15 protein-coding genes and 2 pseudogenes are annotated in these 18,453 nt (G+C 68.3%); 4 read left to right on the top strand and 13 right to left on the bottom strand.

Annotated features, from left to right (window positions below; all coding sequences use genetic code 11):
• The first annotated feature begins 224 nt into the window (after positions 1–224).
• Entirely contained in the window at positions 225–3,872 is a 3,648-nt protein-coding gene (locus tag L1066_RS05425; protein ID WP_235735337.1) for an Ig-like domain repeat protein, read from the top strand.
• Between the two features lie 167 nt (positions 3,873–4,039).
• Here L1066_RS05425 and L1066_RS05420 read toward each other — a convergent pair whose 3' ends face one another.
• From L1066_RS05420 to L1066_RS05370, 13 genes and pseudogenes are all read right to left on the bottom strand, one after another.
• Positions 4,040–4,627 carry an enoyl-CoA hydratase-related protein gene (locus L1066_RS05420; protein WP_283095289.1) on the bottom strand — a complete coding sequence of 196 codons (588 nt, stop codon included), beginning with the start codon at positions 4,625–4,627 and terminating at the stop codon, positions 4,040–4,042.
• 14 nt (positions 4,628–4,641) lie between these two features.
• Positions 4,642–4,836: pseudogene (locus tag L1066_RS28410) on the bottom strand (enoyl-CoA hydratase-related protein); the annotation flags it as partial.
• A complete protein-coding gene (locus L1066_RS05415) occupies positions 4,836–5,174 on the bottom strand; it encodes a VOC family protein (protein WP_235735336.1) in 339 nt (112 codons plus the stop codon). The gene L1066_RS05415 and the pseudogene L1066_RS28410, both read right to left, overlap by 1 nt.
• Entirely contained in the window at positions 5,174–5,362 is a 189-nt protein-coding gene (locus L1066_RS05410; RefSeq protein WP_235735335.1) for a hypothetical protein, read from the bottom strand. The genes L1066_RS05415 and L1066_RS05410 overlap by 1 nt, the downstream gene beginning before the upstream one ends.
• A 35-nt stretch (positions 5,363–5,397) precedes the next feature.
• Positions 5,398–6,063, bottom strand: a pseudogene (locus L1066_RS28405) (LLM class flavin-dependent oxidoreductase); the annotation flags it as partial.
• A gap of 95 nt (positions 6,064–6,158) precedes the next feature.
• Positions 6,159–7,130 carry an enoyl-CoA hydratase/isomerase family protein gene (locus L1066_RS05405; RefSeq protein ID WP_235735334.1) on the bottom strand — a complete coding sequence of 324 codons (972 nt, stop codon included), beginning with the start codon at positions 7,128–7,130 and terminating at the stop codon, positions 6,159–6,161.
• A gap of 78 nt (positions 7,131–7,208) precedes the next feature.
• The gene (locus L1066_RS05400; RefSeq protein WP_235735333.1) at positions 7,209–8,195 is read right to left on the bottom strand and encodes an LLM class flavin-dependent oxidoreductase; all 987 of its coding nucleotides are present in this window, start codon (positions 8,193–8,195) and stop codon (positions 7,209–7,211) included.
• A complete protein-coding gene (locus L1066_RS05395; protein ID WP_235735332.1) occupies positions 8,192–9,730 on the bottom strand; it encodes a class I adenylate-forming enzyme family protein in 1,539 nt (512 codons plus the stop codon). The genes L1066_RS05400 and L1066_RS05395 overlap by 4 nt, the downstream gene beginning before the upstream one ends.
• Entirely contained in the window at positions 9,727–10,728 is a 1,002-nt protein-coding gene (locus tag L1066_RS05390) for an LLM class flavin-dependent oxidoreductase (protein ID WP_235735331.1), read from the bottom strand. The genes L1066_RS05395 and L1066_RS05390 overlap by 4 nt, the downstream gene beginning before the upstream one ends.
• A complete protein-coding gene (locus tag L1066_RS05385) occupies positions 10,725–11,813 on the bottom strand; it encodes an LLM class flavin-dependent oxidoreductase (RefSeq protein ID WP_235735330.1) in 1,089 nt (362 codons plus the stop codon). The genes L1066_RS05390 and L1066_RS05385 overlap by 4 nt, the downstream gene beginning before the upstream one ends.
• A 73-nt stretch (positions 11,814–11,886) precedes the next feature.
• The gene (locus tag L1066_RS05380; protein WP_235735329.1) at positions 11,887–12,897 is read right to left on the bottom strand and encodes an acyl-CoA dehydrogenase family protein; all 1,011 of its coding nucleotides are present in this window, start codon (positions 12,895–12,897) and stop codon (positions 11,887–11,889) included.
• 13 nt (positions 12,898–12,910) lie between these two features.
• Positions 12,911–14,062, bottom strand: a complete 1,152-nt coding sequence (locus L1066_RS05375; protein WP_235735328.1) for an acyl-CoA dehydrogenase family protein — start codon at positions 14,060–14,062, stop codon at positions 12,911–12,913.
• A gap of 2 nt (positions 14,063–14,064) precedes the next feature.
• Complete coding sequence (locus L1066_RS05370; RefSeq protein ID WP_235735327.1) at positions 14,065–15,600, bottom strand: AMP-binding protein; 1,536 nt, start codon at positions 15,598–15,600, stop codon at positions 14,065–14,067.
• Between the two features lie 69 nt (positions 15,601–15,669).
• Here L1066_RS05370 and L1066_RS05365 point away from each other — a divergent pair, with 69 nt between their 5' ends.
• Genes L1066_RS05365 through L1066_RS05355 form a run of 3 tightly spaced genes read left to right on the top strand, consistent with a single transcriptional unit; the run spans position 15,670 to position 18,421 of the window.
• Positions 15,670–16,668 (top strand): MBL fold metallo-hydrolase, encoded by a 999-nt coding sequence (locus L1066_RS05365; protein WP_235735326.1) that lies wholly within the window; start codon positions 15,670–15,672, stop codon positions 16,666–16,668.
• Positions 16,665–17,660, top strand: coding sequence for a zinc-binding dehydrogenase (locus L1066_RS05360; RefSeq protein ID WP_235735325.1), 996 nt, complete (start codon positions 16,665–16,667; stop codon positions 17,658–17,660). The genes L1066_RS05365 and L1066_RS05360 overlap by 4 nt, the downstream gene beginning before the upstream one ends.
• Positions 17,657–18,421, top strand: a complete 765-nt coding sequence (locus L1066_RS05355; RefSeq protein WP_235735324.1) for an enoyl-CoA hydratase/isomerase family protein — start codon at positions 17,657–17,659, stop codon at positions 18,419–18,421. The genes L1066_RS05360 and L1066_RS05355 overlap by 4 nt, the downstream gene beginning before the upstream one ends.
• Positions 18,422–18,453 lie beyond the last annotated feature (32 nt).

The following is an 18,453-nucleotide window of genomic DNA, read 5'->3' as shown; positions in this document are numbered from 1 at the left end:
AACGGGGAGCGCTCACCCAGCGGGGAGACGAAGGACCCAGTCGCGCGGCCATCTGGGGGCACCATGTGTGCGTCCGCCGCACCGATCGGTCATTTCCACTCGGCAACGTCACCGCGGCCGCTCGTCCGCCACTAACGTTCGACCGTTGCCCCGGCTCGGGCGCCTCTTCGAGGTCACACCGGTGTTCCTTCCCTCTGACCACCGCATGACCAGAAAGAGATCCCGTGCTCCTACTACGCCGCCTCGGCGTTGCCATGCTGCTCGCTGCCAGCAGCATGGTTGCCCTGTCCTTGTCCGCACTCCCTGCCCACGCCGACCAGCTCGGGCCGCAGATCGCGCTGAATCCCGGCGGTGGTCTTCTCGCCAACGGCTCGGACGGCTTGCGGTTCGTGATCAACGCAGATTCCACACAGTCGTACCCGGGAGCAGACTCAGTCATCTACCGCGGCACCAACCAGTACTGCTGCAGCGCCGGCGCACCGATGCTCAACATCGGCGGCACCTTGTTCGGCCAGGCCGGCCCCGCCTTCAACCTCAGCAACTGGACCTCCCTGACGGTGCTGGCCACCACCGGCAGCACGGCTGTCGGCAACCTGACCAGTTCGAAGGGCAATGCGAGCGCGACGGTGCGCTACGTCGCCACGAAGAACTCACTGCAGTACGTGATGGAGCGCCACGTCAGCTACACCTACCCCAACGACTTCGTCACCGAGAGCTACACCTTCACGATCCCCGAGGGCAACACGGAGCAGGTGAAGTTCTACCTCGGCGGCGACACCGCCCCCGGCGGCTCGGACAGCGGCCTGGGCGTCATGATGACCGCACCGGTGCGGACGGTCATCTCGCTCAACCCGAACTCCGGCATTCAGTTCGGCTTCCGCGAGATGCCCGGCTCCAAGCCCTTCGACGGAGCCACCTCACAAAGCTTCTACACGCCCTACCCGCTGGTTGAATTCGGCCAGGACATCGGGTTCTACGCCCAACCTGGCCCGGGCGTACACGACGCCGGCCTGATGGTGCAGTGGAACCTCGGAAGCACTCCCGGCACCCAGACTGCCTCCATGCAACAGTTCGCCAGCGAGCAGGGCACCAACCTGACGGCCGGCTTCGACCGCGAGTTCGCCGTGGCCGGCGAGAGCGTGCTGCTGAATGCCTCCATCGAGAACACCCACACGACCGCAGCAGCCGCCCTCGACTTCCAGGTGACCCTGCCCGCAGGGACGACCGTCGCGCCCGGCGCGCAGAGCAACGCCTGCGGCGGCACCCTGACCGCGCCGGTCGGCGGCACCTCGACCACCGTGACCGGCGCCCAGGTCGGTGGCCTCACCAGCTGCGTCGTCACCGTGCCCGTCGTGGCGACGACGTACGGCACCTACACGATGTCCGCAGCCAACGTCACCACCTCCGGCGGCCTGACCAACAACGTCGGTACCTCCTCCTTCTATGTCCCGCTCGCTCCCGAGATCACCGTGACCGACCTCGGCACGCTCGCGGTAGGCGCACCCATCGACACAGCGATCTCCTCGCTGGGTGCGCCGCCGCCGAGCTTCGCCGTGACCGCGGGCTCGCTCCCGGCCGGTTTGACCCTCGATGCAGAGACCGGCTCCCTCACCGGCACCCCGACCACGGCCGGCCCCTACTCCGTCACGATCACCGCGACCAACGCCGGTGGCAGCGACAGCCAGCTCTTCACCGGCGCGGTGGAGCGTGGGACGTCCGGACTCGGCGGCACCGCCACCCCCAGCAGCGCCACGTACGGCGACACAGTGACCCTGGAGGTCTCCGACCTTCCCGCGTCGGCCACCGGCACCGTCGCCTTCACCAGCGGCGAGACCACCCTCTGCTCGGTCACCCTCCCCGCGACCTCCTGCACCACGAGTGCCGATCTGGTGCCCGCGACGTACCCGGTGCAGGCCTCCTACAACGGCGACGACAACTGGCTGCCCCGCAACGAGACCGTCACCAGCTTCAGCGTGGCGGCTGCCGCGACCACCGTCAGCGGAGCTCTCGCCGAGCACACCGTGCGGTACGGCGACGACGTGTCGGTCAGCGCGTCGGTGACCCCTGCTGCAGCCGGCGGAACCATCGCTGTCAGCACCGCCGGGCAGACCCTGTGCACCATCACCCTGCCCGCCACCGCGTGCACGATCGAGGAGGACCTCGCACCCGGCACGCACACGATCGCGCTCGCCTACTCCGGTGACGCGCCCCGCTACCTGGCCTCGTCTGCCCAGGCCGGCACGCTCCAGATCAACCGCGCGGTCCCGGCCCCGGCACCTGACAGCCCGGTCGTCTCCACCTACGGCGACGACATCGAACTCGAGCTGCCGGGCCTGCCCACTGCCGCGACCGGCACCGTCACCTTCAGCATCGACGGCGACGAGCTCTGCTCCTACGAGCTCGATGGCGATGCCGAATCCTGCACCGTGGACGGCGGGAGGCCGGCCGGTGACTACGTCATCGACGTCGCCTATTCCGGCGACGACAACTTCGAGCCCATCACGGAGGTGATCGACCTGCTCATCGAGAAGGCCAGCACCTCGATCGGCGCACCCGCCGCACTCACCGGCACCTACGGTCAGGCCGTGACCGTGGCTGCAACCGGAGTCCCTACAGGCGCCACCGGCTCCCTCACGGTCAAGCTCGGCAACGACACCCTCTGCACGGTCGCGGCGAGCGACGGTTCGAGCTGTGCCCTGCCCGCCGACCTGCCGGCCGGCGAGCACAGCCTCCTGGTCTCCTACTCCGGAGACACCAACCACCTCGGGTCCGACGCCGTCACGGTCGTCACCGTCGAGCGTGCCGGCACCGAGATCAGTGTCGACGACGTGATCCGCACCGATCGCAACGTCGCGGCGAGCGTGGAGGTCTCCGGCCTGCCCGCCGCAGCCACCGGCACCGTCACGATCGTCCACGACGAGCAGGGAGTGCTCTGCTCCTTCGACGTGGCCGACGCCAGCAGCTGCTCGACTCCCGCCGAGCTGCTCCCGGGCAGCTGGGAGCTGACCGCCGTCTACTCGGGCGACGCCAACCACTCCGGCTCGGAGGCCGACTTCACCCTCGAGATCGCCCGCGACGACACCCAGGTCGAGACGGCTGCGACGCTGACCGGAACCTTCGGCACCGCGACCACTCTCACGGTGTCGGGACTTCCCACCGAGGCGACCGGCGACGTCACCGTCTCGTACGACGAGGCTGGAACGACCGTCGTACTCTGCACCTTCGCGGTGCCCGGCACCTCGTCGTGCGAACTGCCCGCCCACCTCCCGGCCGGCGACCACGAGTTGACCGTCGACTACTCCGGCGACGTCAACCACAAGCCGTCGTCGAGCCGGACCGCACTCGAGGTCGACAAGCTGGCGACGGAGATCCTGGCCGCCGACGTCGTCACCACCGAGGTCGGCAGCGCTGCCGAGATCAGCACGTCGGGCCTGCCGGAGACCGCGACGGGCACCATCACGGTGTCAGTGGCTCCCGCCGCCCGGGCGGCTGCCCGGACGGCTGCTCGGACGACGCCTGCGGCCGGTGCCGTGCTCTGCTCGTTCGACGTCACCGAGGCGTCTTCGTGCGAGACCAGCACCACGATCGCGGCGGGGACCTATCGGATCCTGGTCGCCTACTCCGGCGACGACAACCACGTGCCCTCCCAGACCCAGGGGCGGTTCGTGGTCGAGGACGTCGTGACCGACGACGGTGACGACGTCAAGCCGGACAACGGTGGCAGTGACAACGGGAAGGACGCGCGCGACAGCGGCCAGCTTCCCGACACCGGCGCACCGTTCGCCTGGCTGCTCGCCCCGCTCGGCCTCGCACTCCTGGCGAGTGGCGCGACGTTCGTGTATGCCAGTCGGCGGCGCCACGAGGTGTTGTGACCCGAGCGCTCCGCCGTGCCATCGAGCCTCGACTGCTTCCGGCAGTCGAGGCTCGATCTCGTCATGGCGGCGTCTCGCGCGACGACCTCGAAGCGGTGTCCCCACAGCGGCTGCCACGAGCGGTGGCATGCCTGTCCCGCGCCAACTCGCACCACGGAGGACGCGTGTCAGCAACCGAGGAAGACCGGCCTGCGCTTGCCCAGGAACGCATCCACCGCACCACGATGGTCGTCGCTGCCACCACAGCGCTCCTGCTCGACTCCCTCGGCGGCAAGCACCTCGTCCAAGGCGGCACCGGAGGCACCCAGGCTCAGCAGCCGTTTGGTCGACGCGTAGGCAACGGTCGGTCCTGCGGCCAACCTCTGGGCCAGCTCAGTGGCAACGCTGCGCACCTCACTGACCGGCTCGACCGGACCGGCGAAGCCCCACGTCGTTGCCTCCTCCGGGGTGAAGCTCCTTCCGAGCAGGAGCAACTCGCGCGCGCGTGCAGCACCGATCATGCCGGGCAGTGTCGTCGAGACGCCCGAGTCGCAGGTCAGGCCGACCTTCGTGAAGGCGGTCCCGAGGGTCACTCCCGCACCCCACACCTGCAGGTCGCAGGCCAGCGCGAAGCCGAGGCCCGCACCGACACAGGTGCCGTGGACCGCTGCCACCACCGGCTTCGGCATCGTGGCCAGCAGACGGGTGATCGGACTGAAGTGCCGACCCACGGTCTCCGACGCCCGATCGGGAGCGTCACGCAGGGTCGAGGCCAACTCCCCAGGTCCTGACCCACGCAGAAGATCGGCCCCGCGCCGGCGAGCAACACCGCCCGGACCTCGTCGTCCTCGGCGATCCCACCCAGCTCGGCGACCAGCGCATCCTTCAGCGCCGTGTTCAACGCGTTCCCGTCCTCGGGTCGGTTGAGCGTCACTCGCGCTAGGCCCCCGGACCGCTCGACGAGCAGCACCGGCTCGGCGGCCATCAGCCGATCCGCTCGTGGACCACGACCGGGTTGCCGAACGGGTCACGCAGGGTCACCCGTCGTTCGTGTCCGCCCTCGACGATCTCGCCGACATCACCGTCGTCCGCCGACCATGCAGCGAGGAACGCTTCGAGGGACTCGACCTGCAAGGACACCACGATCCGGTCCTCGACCGGTTGCTCGACGGGAGCGGCGAGCCCGAGAGTCACCGATCCGTCCCCCACGGCGGCATAGCGATCGCCGTCGCGGAACCGCAACTCCAACCCGAGGCGCTCGACATAGAAACGGGCGGCCGATTCGACGTCGGCCACCGGGACGATGACATGTCCGATCTTCATCAGCGGAACCTCGGCATGACCTCGCGGGCGAACCGCTCAAGGATCTCCACCGACTTCTCGATCGGGAGTCCCAGCCACTGCACCCGGAAGACGAAGTGGTTGTAGCCGGCATCGGAGAAGTCCTGGATCTTCGCCGTGATGTCGTCGGGAGACCCGAAGAAGAGTGCCTTCTCCTTGATCCCCTCCACTGCGTGGCGAAGTAGTCCATGCCGTACTGGACGTACTCGTCGTACGACCTGCGAACCGGGTCGCCAGCGATCTCGAAGGCATCCTCGACGGAGTCGGCGACGCACAGGTCACGGTGGATCGGGAAGGTCATCCCGGTCTCGTCGTGGCCGGCCTCGCGCAGGCTCTGTCGGTAGTCCGCCAGATTCCCGACCGCCCAGTTGCGACGCACGTTGCTCGGCGCCAACCAGGAGAGGCCCTGACCGGCGATCCGCTTGATCCCGACCGGCCCGTTGGCACCGACCCAGACCTCTGGCCCACCCTCCTGTGCCGGCAGCACACTGCATCGCACGCCGTCGAGCGTGAAGTGCTTGCCCTGGTGATGGACCGGCTCACCCGACCACAGCTTCTGCATCACCTCGAGCGACTCGTTCATCCGGGAGACACGCGTCCGCCGATCGATCCCGAACGAGTTGAACTCGTCCTCGCGGTAGCCGGAGCCGATGCCGAGGACGAAGCGACCGCCAGACATCTGGTCGATCGTCGCGATCTCTTCGGCCCAGTGCACCGGGTGCCCCAGCGGCAGGATCAGGATGCCGGTGCCGATCTGCATGTCGCCGGTGTGGTCGAGCAGTCGGGAGAGCAACGGCAGCGGTTGCGGTGTGCTCAACGACGACAGGTAGTGCTGGATGCCGAAGAGCGAGTCGAAGCCAAGATCACGCACATGCTGCGTGAGCTCGATCAGCTCCCCGTGCGACGACCGAGGTCGTCACCGCGTTCGTACTGGTGGTCGAGCAGGATCCCGAACTTCACGCCAGATCAGTCCTGCTCGGCACGGGTGTTGCTGAGCCGGAAGTACGGCGCCACCCGCTGGTCGCGGTCCGCCAGCGCGGCGCTGACACCCCGGTCACGACGTTCCTTGAGGAAGTTCCAATCACCTTCGTCGAAGGAGGCGTTGGTGGCCCAGCCATGGCCGACCCAGCCCGTCATGGCACCGAGTCCCTTGCCGCGGGCCTCCATGATCACCTGCATCATCGACTTGCCCATCATCAGCGAGTCGAGGGGCATGAAGGCAATTGCGTCGGCGTAGTCGTCCACCCACTTCTCGAGCTCGTCGCGCTCGACGACCTTGGTGACCAAGCCCTTGCGCTCGCCCTCCTCGGCACCGATGGCGCGCATGGTGAGCATGACGTCCTTCATGGTCGTCAGGCCCATCTTCTCGATCCAGTGATACATGTCCTGCGGCGCGGGACCGAGGTAGCGGAAGGCCGGGTGGGTGAACCGCGCGTCGGGGGTGGCGATCACGATGTCCGCGGAGAGCGCGATCTGGAAGTGGCCGCCGTAGCAGTAGCCCTGCACCTGGCAGATGGTCGCTTTGAGGGACTCGATGATCGGGCGGGTGAAACCGGAGCTGAGCACGTTCCGGTCCGGCAGGATCCGCTGGCGCTGGGCCGGACGACGACGCGAGGCCTTGTCGGTGCCGGACTTGTAGCCGATGTAGTGGCCGAGCTCGGCAGCGTCGGCGCCAGTGCCGAAGTGCTCGCCGTTGCCCTTGAAGACGATCACCTTGACCCGGTCGTCGGCCTCGGCCTCGCGGACCAGGTCACCCACGCGCTCGAACGCTGCCACGGGGATGGCGTTGAGCAGTTCCGGCCGATCGAAGCAGATGGTCGCGACCGATCGCTCCTCGTCGACTTCGTAGGTGACGTACTTCTCGATGGTCGCCTGGTCGGTCACCATGTTCTCGGCATCCCACTGGGTCGCCAGCAGTTCTGCCTCGGTCTTCTTCATGATGTTCCTCTCGTATGGGTGCTGCATGATTGACGTGCCACGAGGTGCGGCCCGTGGTGCCGGGGAGCAGGTCTGAGCTCAGCGGAAGGCGGGGAAGACCTCCGTGGCGAAGAGATGCAGGGACCGGCGCACCATCTCCGGCGGCATCCCGAGCCAGCCGGGCCGGAAGATGATGTGGTTGAAGCCCATGTCACGCAGTTCCCCGATCCGCTCGATGAGCAACTCCGGGGATCCGAGGAGCAGGGTGTTGGCGACGAGGTCGTCGAAGCGGTCCCGCTGCCAGCGCAGAGCCGGGTACTCGGCGTACGTCGAGTACTCGCGGCGCGCATACTGCATGCCCTGCTCGACGGCCTGTTCCGTGGTCGGGGCGCAGAACACCTCGAGGCCAACCGGCCTCTCGATGCCGTCGGTCGGCAGCCCGAGCCGCTCCCGTTCCTCGTCGAAGATCGCGAGGTGCTTGGGCAGGAAGGTCGGATTGGGCGAGTTCCCGGGCGCGTACCAGGCGTCGCCGAGGCGGGCGGCGCGGCGTACGGCGATCTTGCCGCCGGCGCCGACCCAGATCGGAGGGCCGCCGGGGGTCAACGGCCTCACTCCGATCTGGGCGTCCTTGAGGGGATAGAACTCCCCGTCGTGGTTCACGGTCTGTCCGGACCACAGCGAGCGGATCAGCCGCAACGACTCGTCGAGGCGACGGAACCGGGAATCCGGGTCGACGGCGAAGGCCGCAAGTTCGTTGTCGCGATACCCGGCGCCGACCCCGAGCACCACCCTGCCACCGGAGAGCTGGTCCAAGGTGGCGAACTCCTCGGCGATGTGGACCGGGTGGAACATCGGCATGAGCAGGATTCCGGTGCCAAGCATCATGTCGCCGGTGCGCGGGATCAGCGCTCCGAGCATCGAGACGGGCTGCGGCGTCGCCAGGTTGGACAGGAAGTGGTTGATGGTCCACACCGAGTCGTAGCCGAGCTCGGCGGCGGTCTCGACCGTGCCGAAGAGGGCGTCGAGATGCGGGCGCAGGTCCTCGTCGTGGGGATACTGGTGCGAGGCCATGATGCCGAACTTCACGACGCGCCTCCGATCCCCGTGGGTACGGCGCCACGCTTGATCTTGCCCGCCTCGCTGCGCTCGAGCTCGGGGACGAACTCGACCCGACGTGGGGTCTTGAAGTGCGCCAGCCGCTCCCGGGCTTGGGCGATGAGGAGTTCGGTCAGCTCCGCGTCGCTGGTGCCCGGGTCGTCGACGCGCACCACGAGGGCGGTGGGCACCTCCCCGAGCCTGTCGTCCGGTGTCCCGACGACACGTACGTCGTGCACCAGCGGATGAGCGCGCAGCTCGTCCTCGATCTCCTCGGGCCAGACCTGGAATCCACCGCACTTGATCATGTCGCGCTTGCGGCCGGACAAGAAGAGCACACTGTCCTCGTCGACGTATCCGATGTCACCGGTGTGCACCCAGCCGTCACGGACCAGCTCCGCAGAGGCCTCCGCATCATCGACGTAGCCCCGGGTCATCTCGGAGCGGACCACGATCTCACCGGCGGTGCCGCACGGCTGGGCCACTCCGTCGTCGTCGCGGATCTCGAGCTCGACACCCGGATAGACCTTCCCGGCGGAACCCGGCTTCCACAGCCCGGCCCTCATGTCGCGACCGGTCCAGCCAGCGATGTGACCGGACTCGGTGGAACCGTAGTTGACCAGGATCGGCACGTTGTAGCGTTCCTCGAAGGCCTTGCGCACTGACCAGCTGAGTGCCTGACCGGCCACCAACACGTGCTTGACCGAGCCGAGCGGGAGCGAATCCTGCGCGTGCACGATGTCGAAGAGCATGGTGGGCAGCAGGAAGAGGTTGTCAAAGCGGTGCCGCTCCAGCAAGGTGCGCATCCGGTCCAGGTTGAACCGTTCCCACACCACGCAGCCGCGGCCGACGTGGAAGGCGAACAGCAGTGAGTGCTGGCCGCCGCTGTGGAAGAGCGGGAGCGCAATCAGGTTGGGCACGGTCTCCGCATCGACGGTTCCCGCTTCGGCACTGCCGGTGGAGACCTTCGCCAGCCGGGCCAGGGAGTCGCGGATCCCACCATGGGTGACGCTGACCGCCTTGGGGCGGCCGCTGGTGCCACCGGTGAAGAGGATGCAGGCCTCTTCGTCACCGGCGACGTCGACGGCTGCGAACTCGGTCGGGTTGCGCCACTCCAGCGGCTCGACTCCGTCGAGCGCTCCGGCAAGGCTGCGCACCTTCATCCGGTCGGAGACCGCGGCGACCACGTCGGGCCTGGCGGCGTCGACGAGGAGGAGGACCGGCGCTGTCTTCTGCAGCGACTCGGCGAGCTCGTGCTCGTTGTAGAGGCTGCTGATCGTGACCGGGATCGCCCCGATCTTCCAGGCACCGAAGAGGAGCAGGGCCACCTCGGGACCGTTGGTGAGGTAGGCCGCGACCCGGTCGCCGCGGCGTACCCCGGCGTCCTGGAGTGCGGTGGCGATGCCGCCGGCGAGCCTGTCGGCCTCACCGAAGGTGAGGCTGTTCCCGGCCTGGTCGAAGAGACCTGCCACTCCGGGCTGCTCGGCGGCGCGGTCCTCGAGGATCACGCCGAGGTTGGGGTTCATCGAGTGCCTCCTGAATCCTGCTCTGCGAGGTGCGGAACGACGTCTGCGCCGAAGCGGGCTATCTGGTCCATGGCCTCGTCCTGGCTGGCGCCGACGAACTGGAGCCGCAGCGCCACCTCGGTGATGCCGAGTTCGGCCTCCCAGTGGCGGAGCTTGGCGACGATCTCGTCGGGGGTGCCCACCAGGCAGTCCTCCTCGATGTAGCGCTCGAGGTCGATGGACTGGGCGTCGTCCCAGGACTTGTAGCCGGCGTACTGCCGCTGCAGGTGCGGCCGGATTCCGGCGACGGCGGCCTCATGGGTGTCGGCGACGAACGCTTCGCGGCTCATCGGGTAGGCCCGTTCGGCGCTGTGACCGTGCTCAGCCAGGGTCTCGCGATAGAGCGCCAGGTTGGCAGCGAGTTCACCGGTGCCGCCCTTGGGGCCGATCAGCCAGGAACAGCCGAGTCGTGCAGCGCGGCGGATGGCGGGCTCAGCGAAGGCGCCGATCCACACCGGAGGTCCGCCCGCCTGTGCCGGGCGCAGGGCGAGCGAGGCGTTGGGCACCTTTCCCCAGCTGCCCTCGAGGTCGAGCGCTTCGCCAGCCCACAACTTCTGCAGGATCGGGACGTACTCCCGCAACCGCACCAGGCGATCGGGCCAGGCGACGCCGAACGCCTCGGTCTCACGCCTGCGGTATCCGGCACCCATGCCGACCGTGAGGCGTCCGTTGCTGAGCACGTCGAGGGTGGCGAGTTCCTCGGCGAGGGCGACCGGGTTGAGCAACGGTGCCAGGAGCACGCCGAACCCGAGGCGCACCCGGTTGGTCTCTCGCGCCAGATAGGCGGCCAACGGGATCGGCTGGAGGAAGGCCGACTGTGCCAGGTAGTGGTGGCCCAGGAAGAGCGTGTGGAAGCCACCCTGCTCTGCGGCATTGGCCTGGGCGAGGACGTCGTCGATGCCCTGGGCGACGTCGGCGTCGGCGTCGAACTGCGCGCTCAGGAAGAGACTGGTCTTCACCCTGCAACAGCTCCGACCGAGTCCGCCTCCACGGCACCTTCCTTGGCACGGAAGTGCGGAATCACCTCGGTGGCGAACTCCTCCATCGAGCGCAGCGCCTCCTTGCGATCCAGGGTGGGGATCCGCAGCCAACCGATGTAGTGGTTGATGCCGAGCTGCTCCTGGAGCTTCTCGATGGTCTCGATCACCTGTTGGGACGAGCCGAAGTTTCCGCCGTGGGTGAGGGTTTGTTCCAGGGTCAGCAGATCGATGTTCTTGGCGACCGCCTCGTAGTAGCTGCGCTCCTGCTCGACCGCCTCGCTCGAGCCGGGGATGATCTTGCCGACCGACTTGTAGTAGTTGAGTGCGGCTTGGGCCGCCTCGGTCAGCCCCTGCCTGCTGTCCCCGCACCAGACCTGCTGCATGAACGGCAGGTCGAAGTTCGCGATGTCATGTCCGTTCGCCTCCATGGCCGAACGGTAGAGGTCGAAGTTCTTCTTCATCAGCCCCAGCGGCGTGAAGTTGGGCGAGGTGATGATCGGGTCACCGATGGTGCCGCGTTCGGTGAAGTTCTCCGGGGAGACCGTGCCCTGCAGGATGCGGGGACCGCCAGGGGTGTGCGGTCGCGGGTACGTCGTCATGTTCTCGTACTGGTAGAACTCGCCGTCGTAGGAGAAGTTCTCCTGGCTCAGGGCCAACCGGACGATCTCCAGCGTCTCCTTGTAGCGGGCCTTGGACTCGCCGAGCGGAACGTCGAAGCCGGCGAACTCGATCGGCGCGTAGCCACGGCCCACCCCGATGGTCACGCGTCCCTGGGAGAGGACGTCGAGGGCCGCGATGTCCTCGGCGAGACGCAGCGGATTGTGCAGGGGGATCACCAGGACGGCAGTGCCGATGGTGATCCGCTTGGTCCGCTCGGCCACCGCCATGCCGAAGTTGAGCGGGCTCCCGAGGATGCCGTACTTGGAGAAGTGGTGCTCGGCGAGCCAGACCGAGTCGAAGCCCAGCTCATCGGCGAACTGGATCTCGTCGAGGGTGTCACGCAGGACCTGGTGGTCTGAGCCCCCTTCGGCAACCGGGAACAGGTTCATGATTCCGAACTTCACTGGGTTCTCCTTTATTCCGACCAGACGGTATGTTAACTGCCGAGGGATCCCCCGGCAAGCGGTTCGTGATGGATCAGCTTCGAGCTGCGATGCGCAGGGCGCCGGCGCGGCGACGGTGCCAGGCGGAGCTGCCCAGCCAGTTGTCGAGCACCATGGCCCGCCGCAGGAACAGGTGGGGGTCGGCCTCCATCGTGATGCCCATCCCCCCGTGCACCTGGATGCAGCGCTCGGCGGCGAAGACAGCAGCCTTCCCCGCTGCGGCCTTGGCCGCGTGCACCTGCATCTCGGCCTCGTCCCTGTCGTTCTCGACGGCCCAAGCAGCGTGCAGGGTGAGATCCCACCCTGCCTTGGCAAGGGCAACCGCCTCGGCCAGCTGGAAGGCCACTCCCTGGAAGGAGCCGATCACCCGACCGAACTGCTGCCGCGTCCGGGCATGGCCACCGGCCAGCGCGATCGCGCCCTGGGCCACGCCACAGAGTTCGGCAGCCGCGACCAAGGTGGCTCGTTGGACACCTCGCCCGGCAGACAGCGCCTGCCCAGGAGCCGAGGTGATGTCGGCAAGCGGCCGGGACGGGTCGAAGGAGACCCGTTCGCGCACTGCCGCGGGAACACCGATGGTGAGGCCGTCGACACCGAGGGTGACCACGGCCTCGGCACCCTCGACGTACGGGACCAAGGTCTTGGTGACCGGGGCGGCCGCAGTGCCGACCAGGTCGAGCCACCCGGCCACGCCGGGCTCGTCGACCGCGGGAACCCAGCGCTGGCTTCCGTCGAGCGCGGGCGCCAAGTCACTCCCGGACTCCACCGCCAGTTGGATGGCCGCAGCGTGGGCCGGGAAGGCCGAAGGGGCCAAGCCCTGACCGAGCGCCTCGACGGCGACGGCCAGGTCCACCAGGCTGGAGCCGACCCCGCCGGCCGACTCGGGTACGCCGAGCACGCTGAAGTCAGCGAGCAGCGCGGCATCGACCTCGGGAGCCTGCCAACCCACGTCCAACGCGGTCCGCGTGCCGGGACGGGACCCTTCTGCCATGGCCTTGACGGTCTTGGCTATGTCGGACTGCTCCTGCGTGAACGTTGCTCTCATCGACTGCCTCCACTCAGCGCGAGCGGGGCAGGTCGAGGACCCGCTCCGCCAGGATCGACTTCTGGACTTCTTCGGAACCGCCCTCGATGGTGTGGGCGCGCGCCCGGAGATAACGACGCATCCGGGCAGCGGCAGCCTCGTCGTCCATCAGCACGCCGGCGGTGCCGTCGAGCTGCACCGCGAGACGGTTCGCGTTCTGGACCACCGAGGCCCACAGACTCTTCAGCGCCGAGGTCTCCGGCCCGGGGACCCCACCGGAGCGGGTCTCCCCCACCATGCGCATCGAGCCGACACGCACCGCCTCAGCGGTGCAGTGCAGGTCTCCGACGGCATCGATGACGGCCTGGTCCTCGGTGGCCCCCTTCTCCACGGCGATGTCGATCACCCGGTCGACGGCTTCGCGGGCCCAGACCCACAGGTTCAGGGCCATGCTGCCGCGCTCGAAGGCCAGCGTGGTCAGTGCGACACTCCAGCCGTTGCCGAGGCCACCGAGCACATCCTCGTCGGCGACGAAGACGTCATCGAGGAACATCTCGTTGAACTCCTGGTCGCCGTTGATCATCGTCAACGGGCTGACCTGGAACTTGTCCATGTCTGCCAGGAGATAGCTGATGCCCTTGTGCTTGGACGCCTCACCGTCGGTGCGGACCAGGAGCATGCACTTGGACGCATGGTGGGCGTTGGAGGTCCAGATCTTCGAACCGTTGACCAGCCAGCCGCCATCGACCTTGACGGCCGAGGTGCGCAGGCTGGCCAGGTCAGAACCGGAACCTGGCTCACTGAACCCCTGGCACCAGTACTCCTCGCCGGCCAGGATCGGTGGCAGGTAGCGGGCCTGCTGCGCCGCGTCGCCGTGCGCGAGGATGGTCGGTCCAGCCAGCATCATGCCGACGCCGTTGAGGGGATACGGCGCACCGCGACGGGCGCACTCCTCGTTGAAGATCGCTTGGGAGAGCGCGTCCAGTCCCCGGCCACCGTGCTCGGTCGGCCAGGAGAGCCCCACCCAGCCACCGGCCGAGAGTCGGTCCTGCCAGATCCGCGACCACTCCTCGCGCTCGGCCTGGGGCAGGGATTCCTGCTCCGGGATGTCGGCCAGGGCCTGCTCGATCCAGGCTGCCGCCTCCTGCCGGAACGCCAGTTCCTCGCGAGTGTCCTCGAAGTCCATCCTCAGCCCACCTCCAGGGCATCGTGCAGTCGCGACTTGTAGAGCTTGCCGTTCGGGTCTCGTGGCAATTGTTCGTGCACGACGTAGTCATGCGGCCGCTTGGCGGCAGCCAGCCGCTCAGCCAGGTGCTGACGCAGATCCGTCAGGGCGGCCTCGATGCCGATCCCTTGGGGGACGAGGGCGATGTGCGCCACCGGGACCTCACCGAGATCCGCGTCGGGACGGGAGACGACCCCGGCATCGGCGACCAATGGATGCGAGAGCAGCACAGCTTCGATCTCGGCCGGATAGACGTTGACGCCGCCGACCAGGATCATCTCGCTGGCGCGGCCGGTGATGTAGAGGAACCCGTCCTCGTCGACGTGGCCGATGTCCCAGACCGTGAGCAGGCCGTCGCGCCGCGAACCCGCAGTCTTCTCCGGGTCGTTGTGATAGCCGACGACATCGTCGCCCTGCCGCATGTAGACGATGCCCGACTCGCCGGTGGGCACTTCGACGCCGTCGGCGTCGAGGATCTTGAGGGTGGAGATGGAGGCGGCCCGCCCCACCGTGCCCGGATGGGCCAGCCACTCGTGCGGGCGAGCGATGGTGGTGCCGACCTCGGTGGATCCGTAGTACTCGTAGACCACGGGGCCGAACCAGTCCATGATCCGCTGCTTGACCTCCAGGGGACAGGGCGCCGCCCCATGGATCACGTACTCGAGCGAGTCCACTCGCGCGTTGGCGCGGACCTCTTCGGGCAGTTGCAGCAGGCGGTGGAAGTGGGTCGGCACCATGCTGGTGCCGGTGACGCGCTGCTTCTCGACGCGCTCCAGGAAGCCTTCGGGAGACCAGCCCTCCATCAACACCAGCGTGCCGCCGGCGTGGAGCGCGCCCATCGCCGGCGTGATGTTGGCGGAGTGGTAGAGCGGCGCGGACACGAGCCACGCAGCGAAGGCGGAGCGCTCCATGCCGAACTCGTTGAAGAGCCACAGATAGGTCTTGGCGCCCTCGTCGGCCGTGGCACCGGAGAGCGGACGGCGGACTCCCTTGGGCCGACCCGTGGTGCCGGAGGTGTACATCATCAGGGAGCCGGCAGGGACGTCCTCCGGCGAAGTCTCCGGCATACCGACGGTCAGCGACGACCAGGGCAGGCCGCCATGCGCGGGGTCGCCGTCGACGACGACCGGCACGCCATCCGCTGCTGCGACCACCGCCTCCTCCGCCCGGGCCGAGCAGACCGCGAGCTTGGCTGCACTGTCACGGAGGATGTGTTCGATCTCGTGACGGGTCAGGTGGTAGTTGATCGTGACCAGGTAGAGGCCGCTCTGCATGGCTGCCAGATAGAGCGCCACCATTCCAACGGAGTTGGACATCACGCAGGCGACGGTGTCCCCCTCGACCAACCCGTGGTTCTCCTTGAATCCGTGGCTGATGCGGTTCACCTCGGCGAAGAGCTCGCCATAGGTGAGACGTTCATCGTCCGCGTCGATCAAGGCAGTGAGGCCCGGTTCGGCGCTCGCCCACAGGCGAAAGCCGGTGCGAATCTCCTCAGCCATCCCAACCCCTTGAACTTAGTTCCGACCATTCGGTATGTTCATGTCAACCATAGAGGGGAACCCGAACGGATGTCTACACCTCAGCTCGGCCGACTCGCAGAGTTTCACCGGAAGAAGCAGCTGGCGCCGCCCACCGACCTCGGTCAGGGCATTCACGCCCTGACCATTCCCCTGGCCGGCTCCCCGCTGCGATCCGTCTTCATGTACGCCGTGGAGACGAGCGACGGGCTGGTGCTCATCGATGCCGCCTATGACCACCCGACGTGCTGGGACGCCTTGAATGACGCCCTCACCGAGATCCGCCAGCAGGTCAGCGACGTCATCGCCGTCCTGCTCACCCACAACCACCCTGACCACATCGGCCTCGCCGCCCGCATCCGGGAGGTGTCCGGGGCCGACCTGGTCATGCACGCACGTGACGACTTCCTCGGGCAGCGGCGAGAACGCGGAGGATTCCTCGAACAGCTGCGGACGGTGCTCGGGCAGACCGGGGCACCGGCCGACGTCATCGAGGAGATGTATGTCGCAGCCACCAAGGTGGCCGTGCACCACGAGGACCTCGTCGTCCAGCGGTTGTTGAACGAGCCGGAGACCGACCTCGTCTTCGGCGACGTGACCGTCCGCGCCGTGCACACGCCCGGCCACACCTGCGGTCACACCGCCTATCTGCACCCTGCGGGCGTGGTCTTCACCGGCGACACCCTCATGCCGGAGGGTCACACCCAGCTCGCGCTCGCCCCGCTTCCCTCCGACGACCCGACCGGGGATCTGCTCGCCACCCTGGAGCGGATCGCTGGCCTCGACGCCGGGCTCGTGTGCCCCGCGCACCAGTATCCGTTCACCGACCTCGCAGGTCGCTGCCGAGAACTGGTCGACTGGCACACCGAGGAAGCGGAACGAGCCCAGTCCGTGGTCGCTGGGCTCGGTGATGCACCGGCTGACGCATGGCAGGTCGCTCCCTCGATGTCCTGGGCCAAGCCCTGGGACGCGATGGGCACCAACAGCAAGCGATTCGCCCTCGTCCACACCCACTCCCTGCTCAAGCACCGACCGGAAGGCCAGCCATGAGCCCCACGACGACCCACCAGATGTCCGCGGCCGCGGTCACCACCCCGTCTGCGAGCGACCCCGCCGGCGCGCTGGTCATCGGCCGACACGACACACCTGAACCGCCCGCGGGCTGGGCACGGATCGACGTACGGGCAGCCGCGATCAACATGCATGACGTGTGGATGCTGCGTGGCGTCGCCCCGCTTCCCGGTCCGTGGCCCTGCATCCTCGGCAGCGATGCGGCAGGAGTCGTCGACGGCCGCGAAGTGATCGTCTACCCCGTCGCACCGGCCAGTCCCTCGGATCCGGCAAGGCCGCGCACCACCGTCGCGCAGGGGACCTTGCTCAGCGACGTGGGCCCTGGCCTGCTCGCGGAAACGGCCGCGGTTCCCGCGACCCACCTCATCGACAAGCCTGCCCACCTCTCCTGGTCGGCTGCGGCTTCACTGCCGACCTCGTGGCTGACCGCCTATCGGATGCTCTTCACGAAGGGCCGGCTCCGCGCCGGCGACACCCTGCTGGTCCAAGGTGCCGGAGGCGGAGTTGCGACCGCGGCGGTGATGGTCGCGAAGGCGATCGGAGCCAACGTGATCGTGACGTCTCGTTCGGCTCAGAAGCGGGAGCAGGCCCTTGCGCTCGGCGCCGACGTGGTGCTCGAGACAGGGCAGCGGGTTCCGGCGCTGGCCGATGTGGTGATCGAAACGGTCGGACCCGCCACGTTCAGCCATTCGCTCGCGGCGACGGCGCCGGGCGGCCGCGTGGTGACCTGCGGCGCCTCCACCGGCTTCACCGCCGAGGTCGACCTGGCCAGGCTGTTCGCCCGCGAGATCTCGGTGAGCGGTTCGACGATGGGCACCCTGGAGGAGTTCGCGGCGCTGGTCGCCCTGGTCGAACGCCATCAGTTGACGCCCGTCGTGGACAGCACCGTCCCGCTTGACCGGGCACCTGATCAGGTCCGACGGATGCTGAGCGGCGACGCCTTCGGCAAGCTCTGTGTGAGCATGCCATGACGACACGGAAGCCGGTCGTCAGGATCGCCCGCAACGGCCCCGTCCTCTGGGCGCGGATCAACCGGCCGGAGGCCGGCAACGCCTGCAACGGCGCGGTGATGGCCGGGGTCGACGCCGCCCTGCAGCAGTCGGCCAGCCCCGACGTGAAGGCGCTGGTGCTGACGGGCACCGGGACCTCGTTCTGCGCTGGCGCGGACCTGGCCGAGGGGACGGCCCTCCTCGACGACCAACCGGCCCTCCTCGCCTACCTCGACAAGGGTCGCCAGATGGTCAGGCACCTGTTGTCAGCGCCCGTGCCCACCATCGCTGCCGTCAACGGTGCGGCTTATGGGGGCGGGTTCGAACTCCTCCAAGCCTGTGACATCGCCGTCGCGGGCGCCAGCGCCCGCATCGGGGACCGCCACCTGAAGGTCGGCCAGGTCCCGGGTTGGGGCTCGAGTGCCATGCTGCCCCGGCGCATCGGGGCTGCCCGGGCCCGACGCCTGCTGCTGACCGCAGAGACCTGGACCGCCTCCCAGGCCCAAGAGCACGGCCTGATCAGCGAGGTCGTTCCGGACGCAGAGCTGGAGAGTGCCACCCAGGCACTGGCCGAGCAGCTCGCCTCCCTGGATGTCGCGGCGGTCCGCCGGATGCTGGCCCTGGTCCGCGACCCGGGCCCAGACTCCGCCTGGAACCGCGAGTGGGAGGTCCTCGTCGAGCACATGGGCAGCCAAGCAGGCGCCTCCGCAGCCGCAACCCTCGCGCGCCTACGCTCCCACTGACCGACTCCCGGTCCCCGTCTCGCTCCGGTCGC

The sequence above is a fragment of the Nocardioides alcanivorans genome (assembly GCF_021555175.1).
Lineage (GTDB): Bacteria > Actinomycetota > Actinomycetes > Propionibacteriales > Nocardioidaceae > Nocardioides > Nocardioides alcanivorans.
This window is presented reverse-complemented; position numbering and strand designations above follow the sequence as displayed.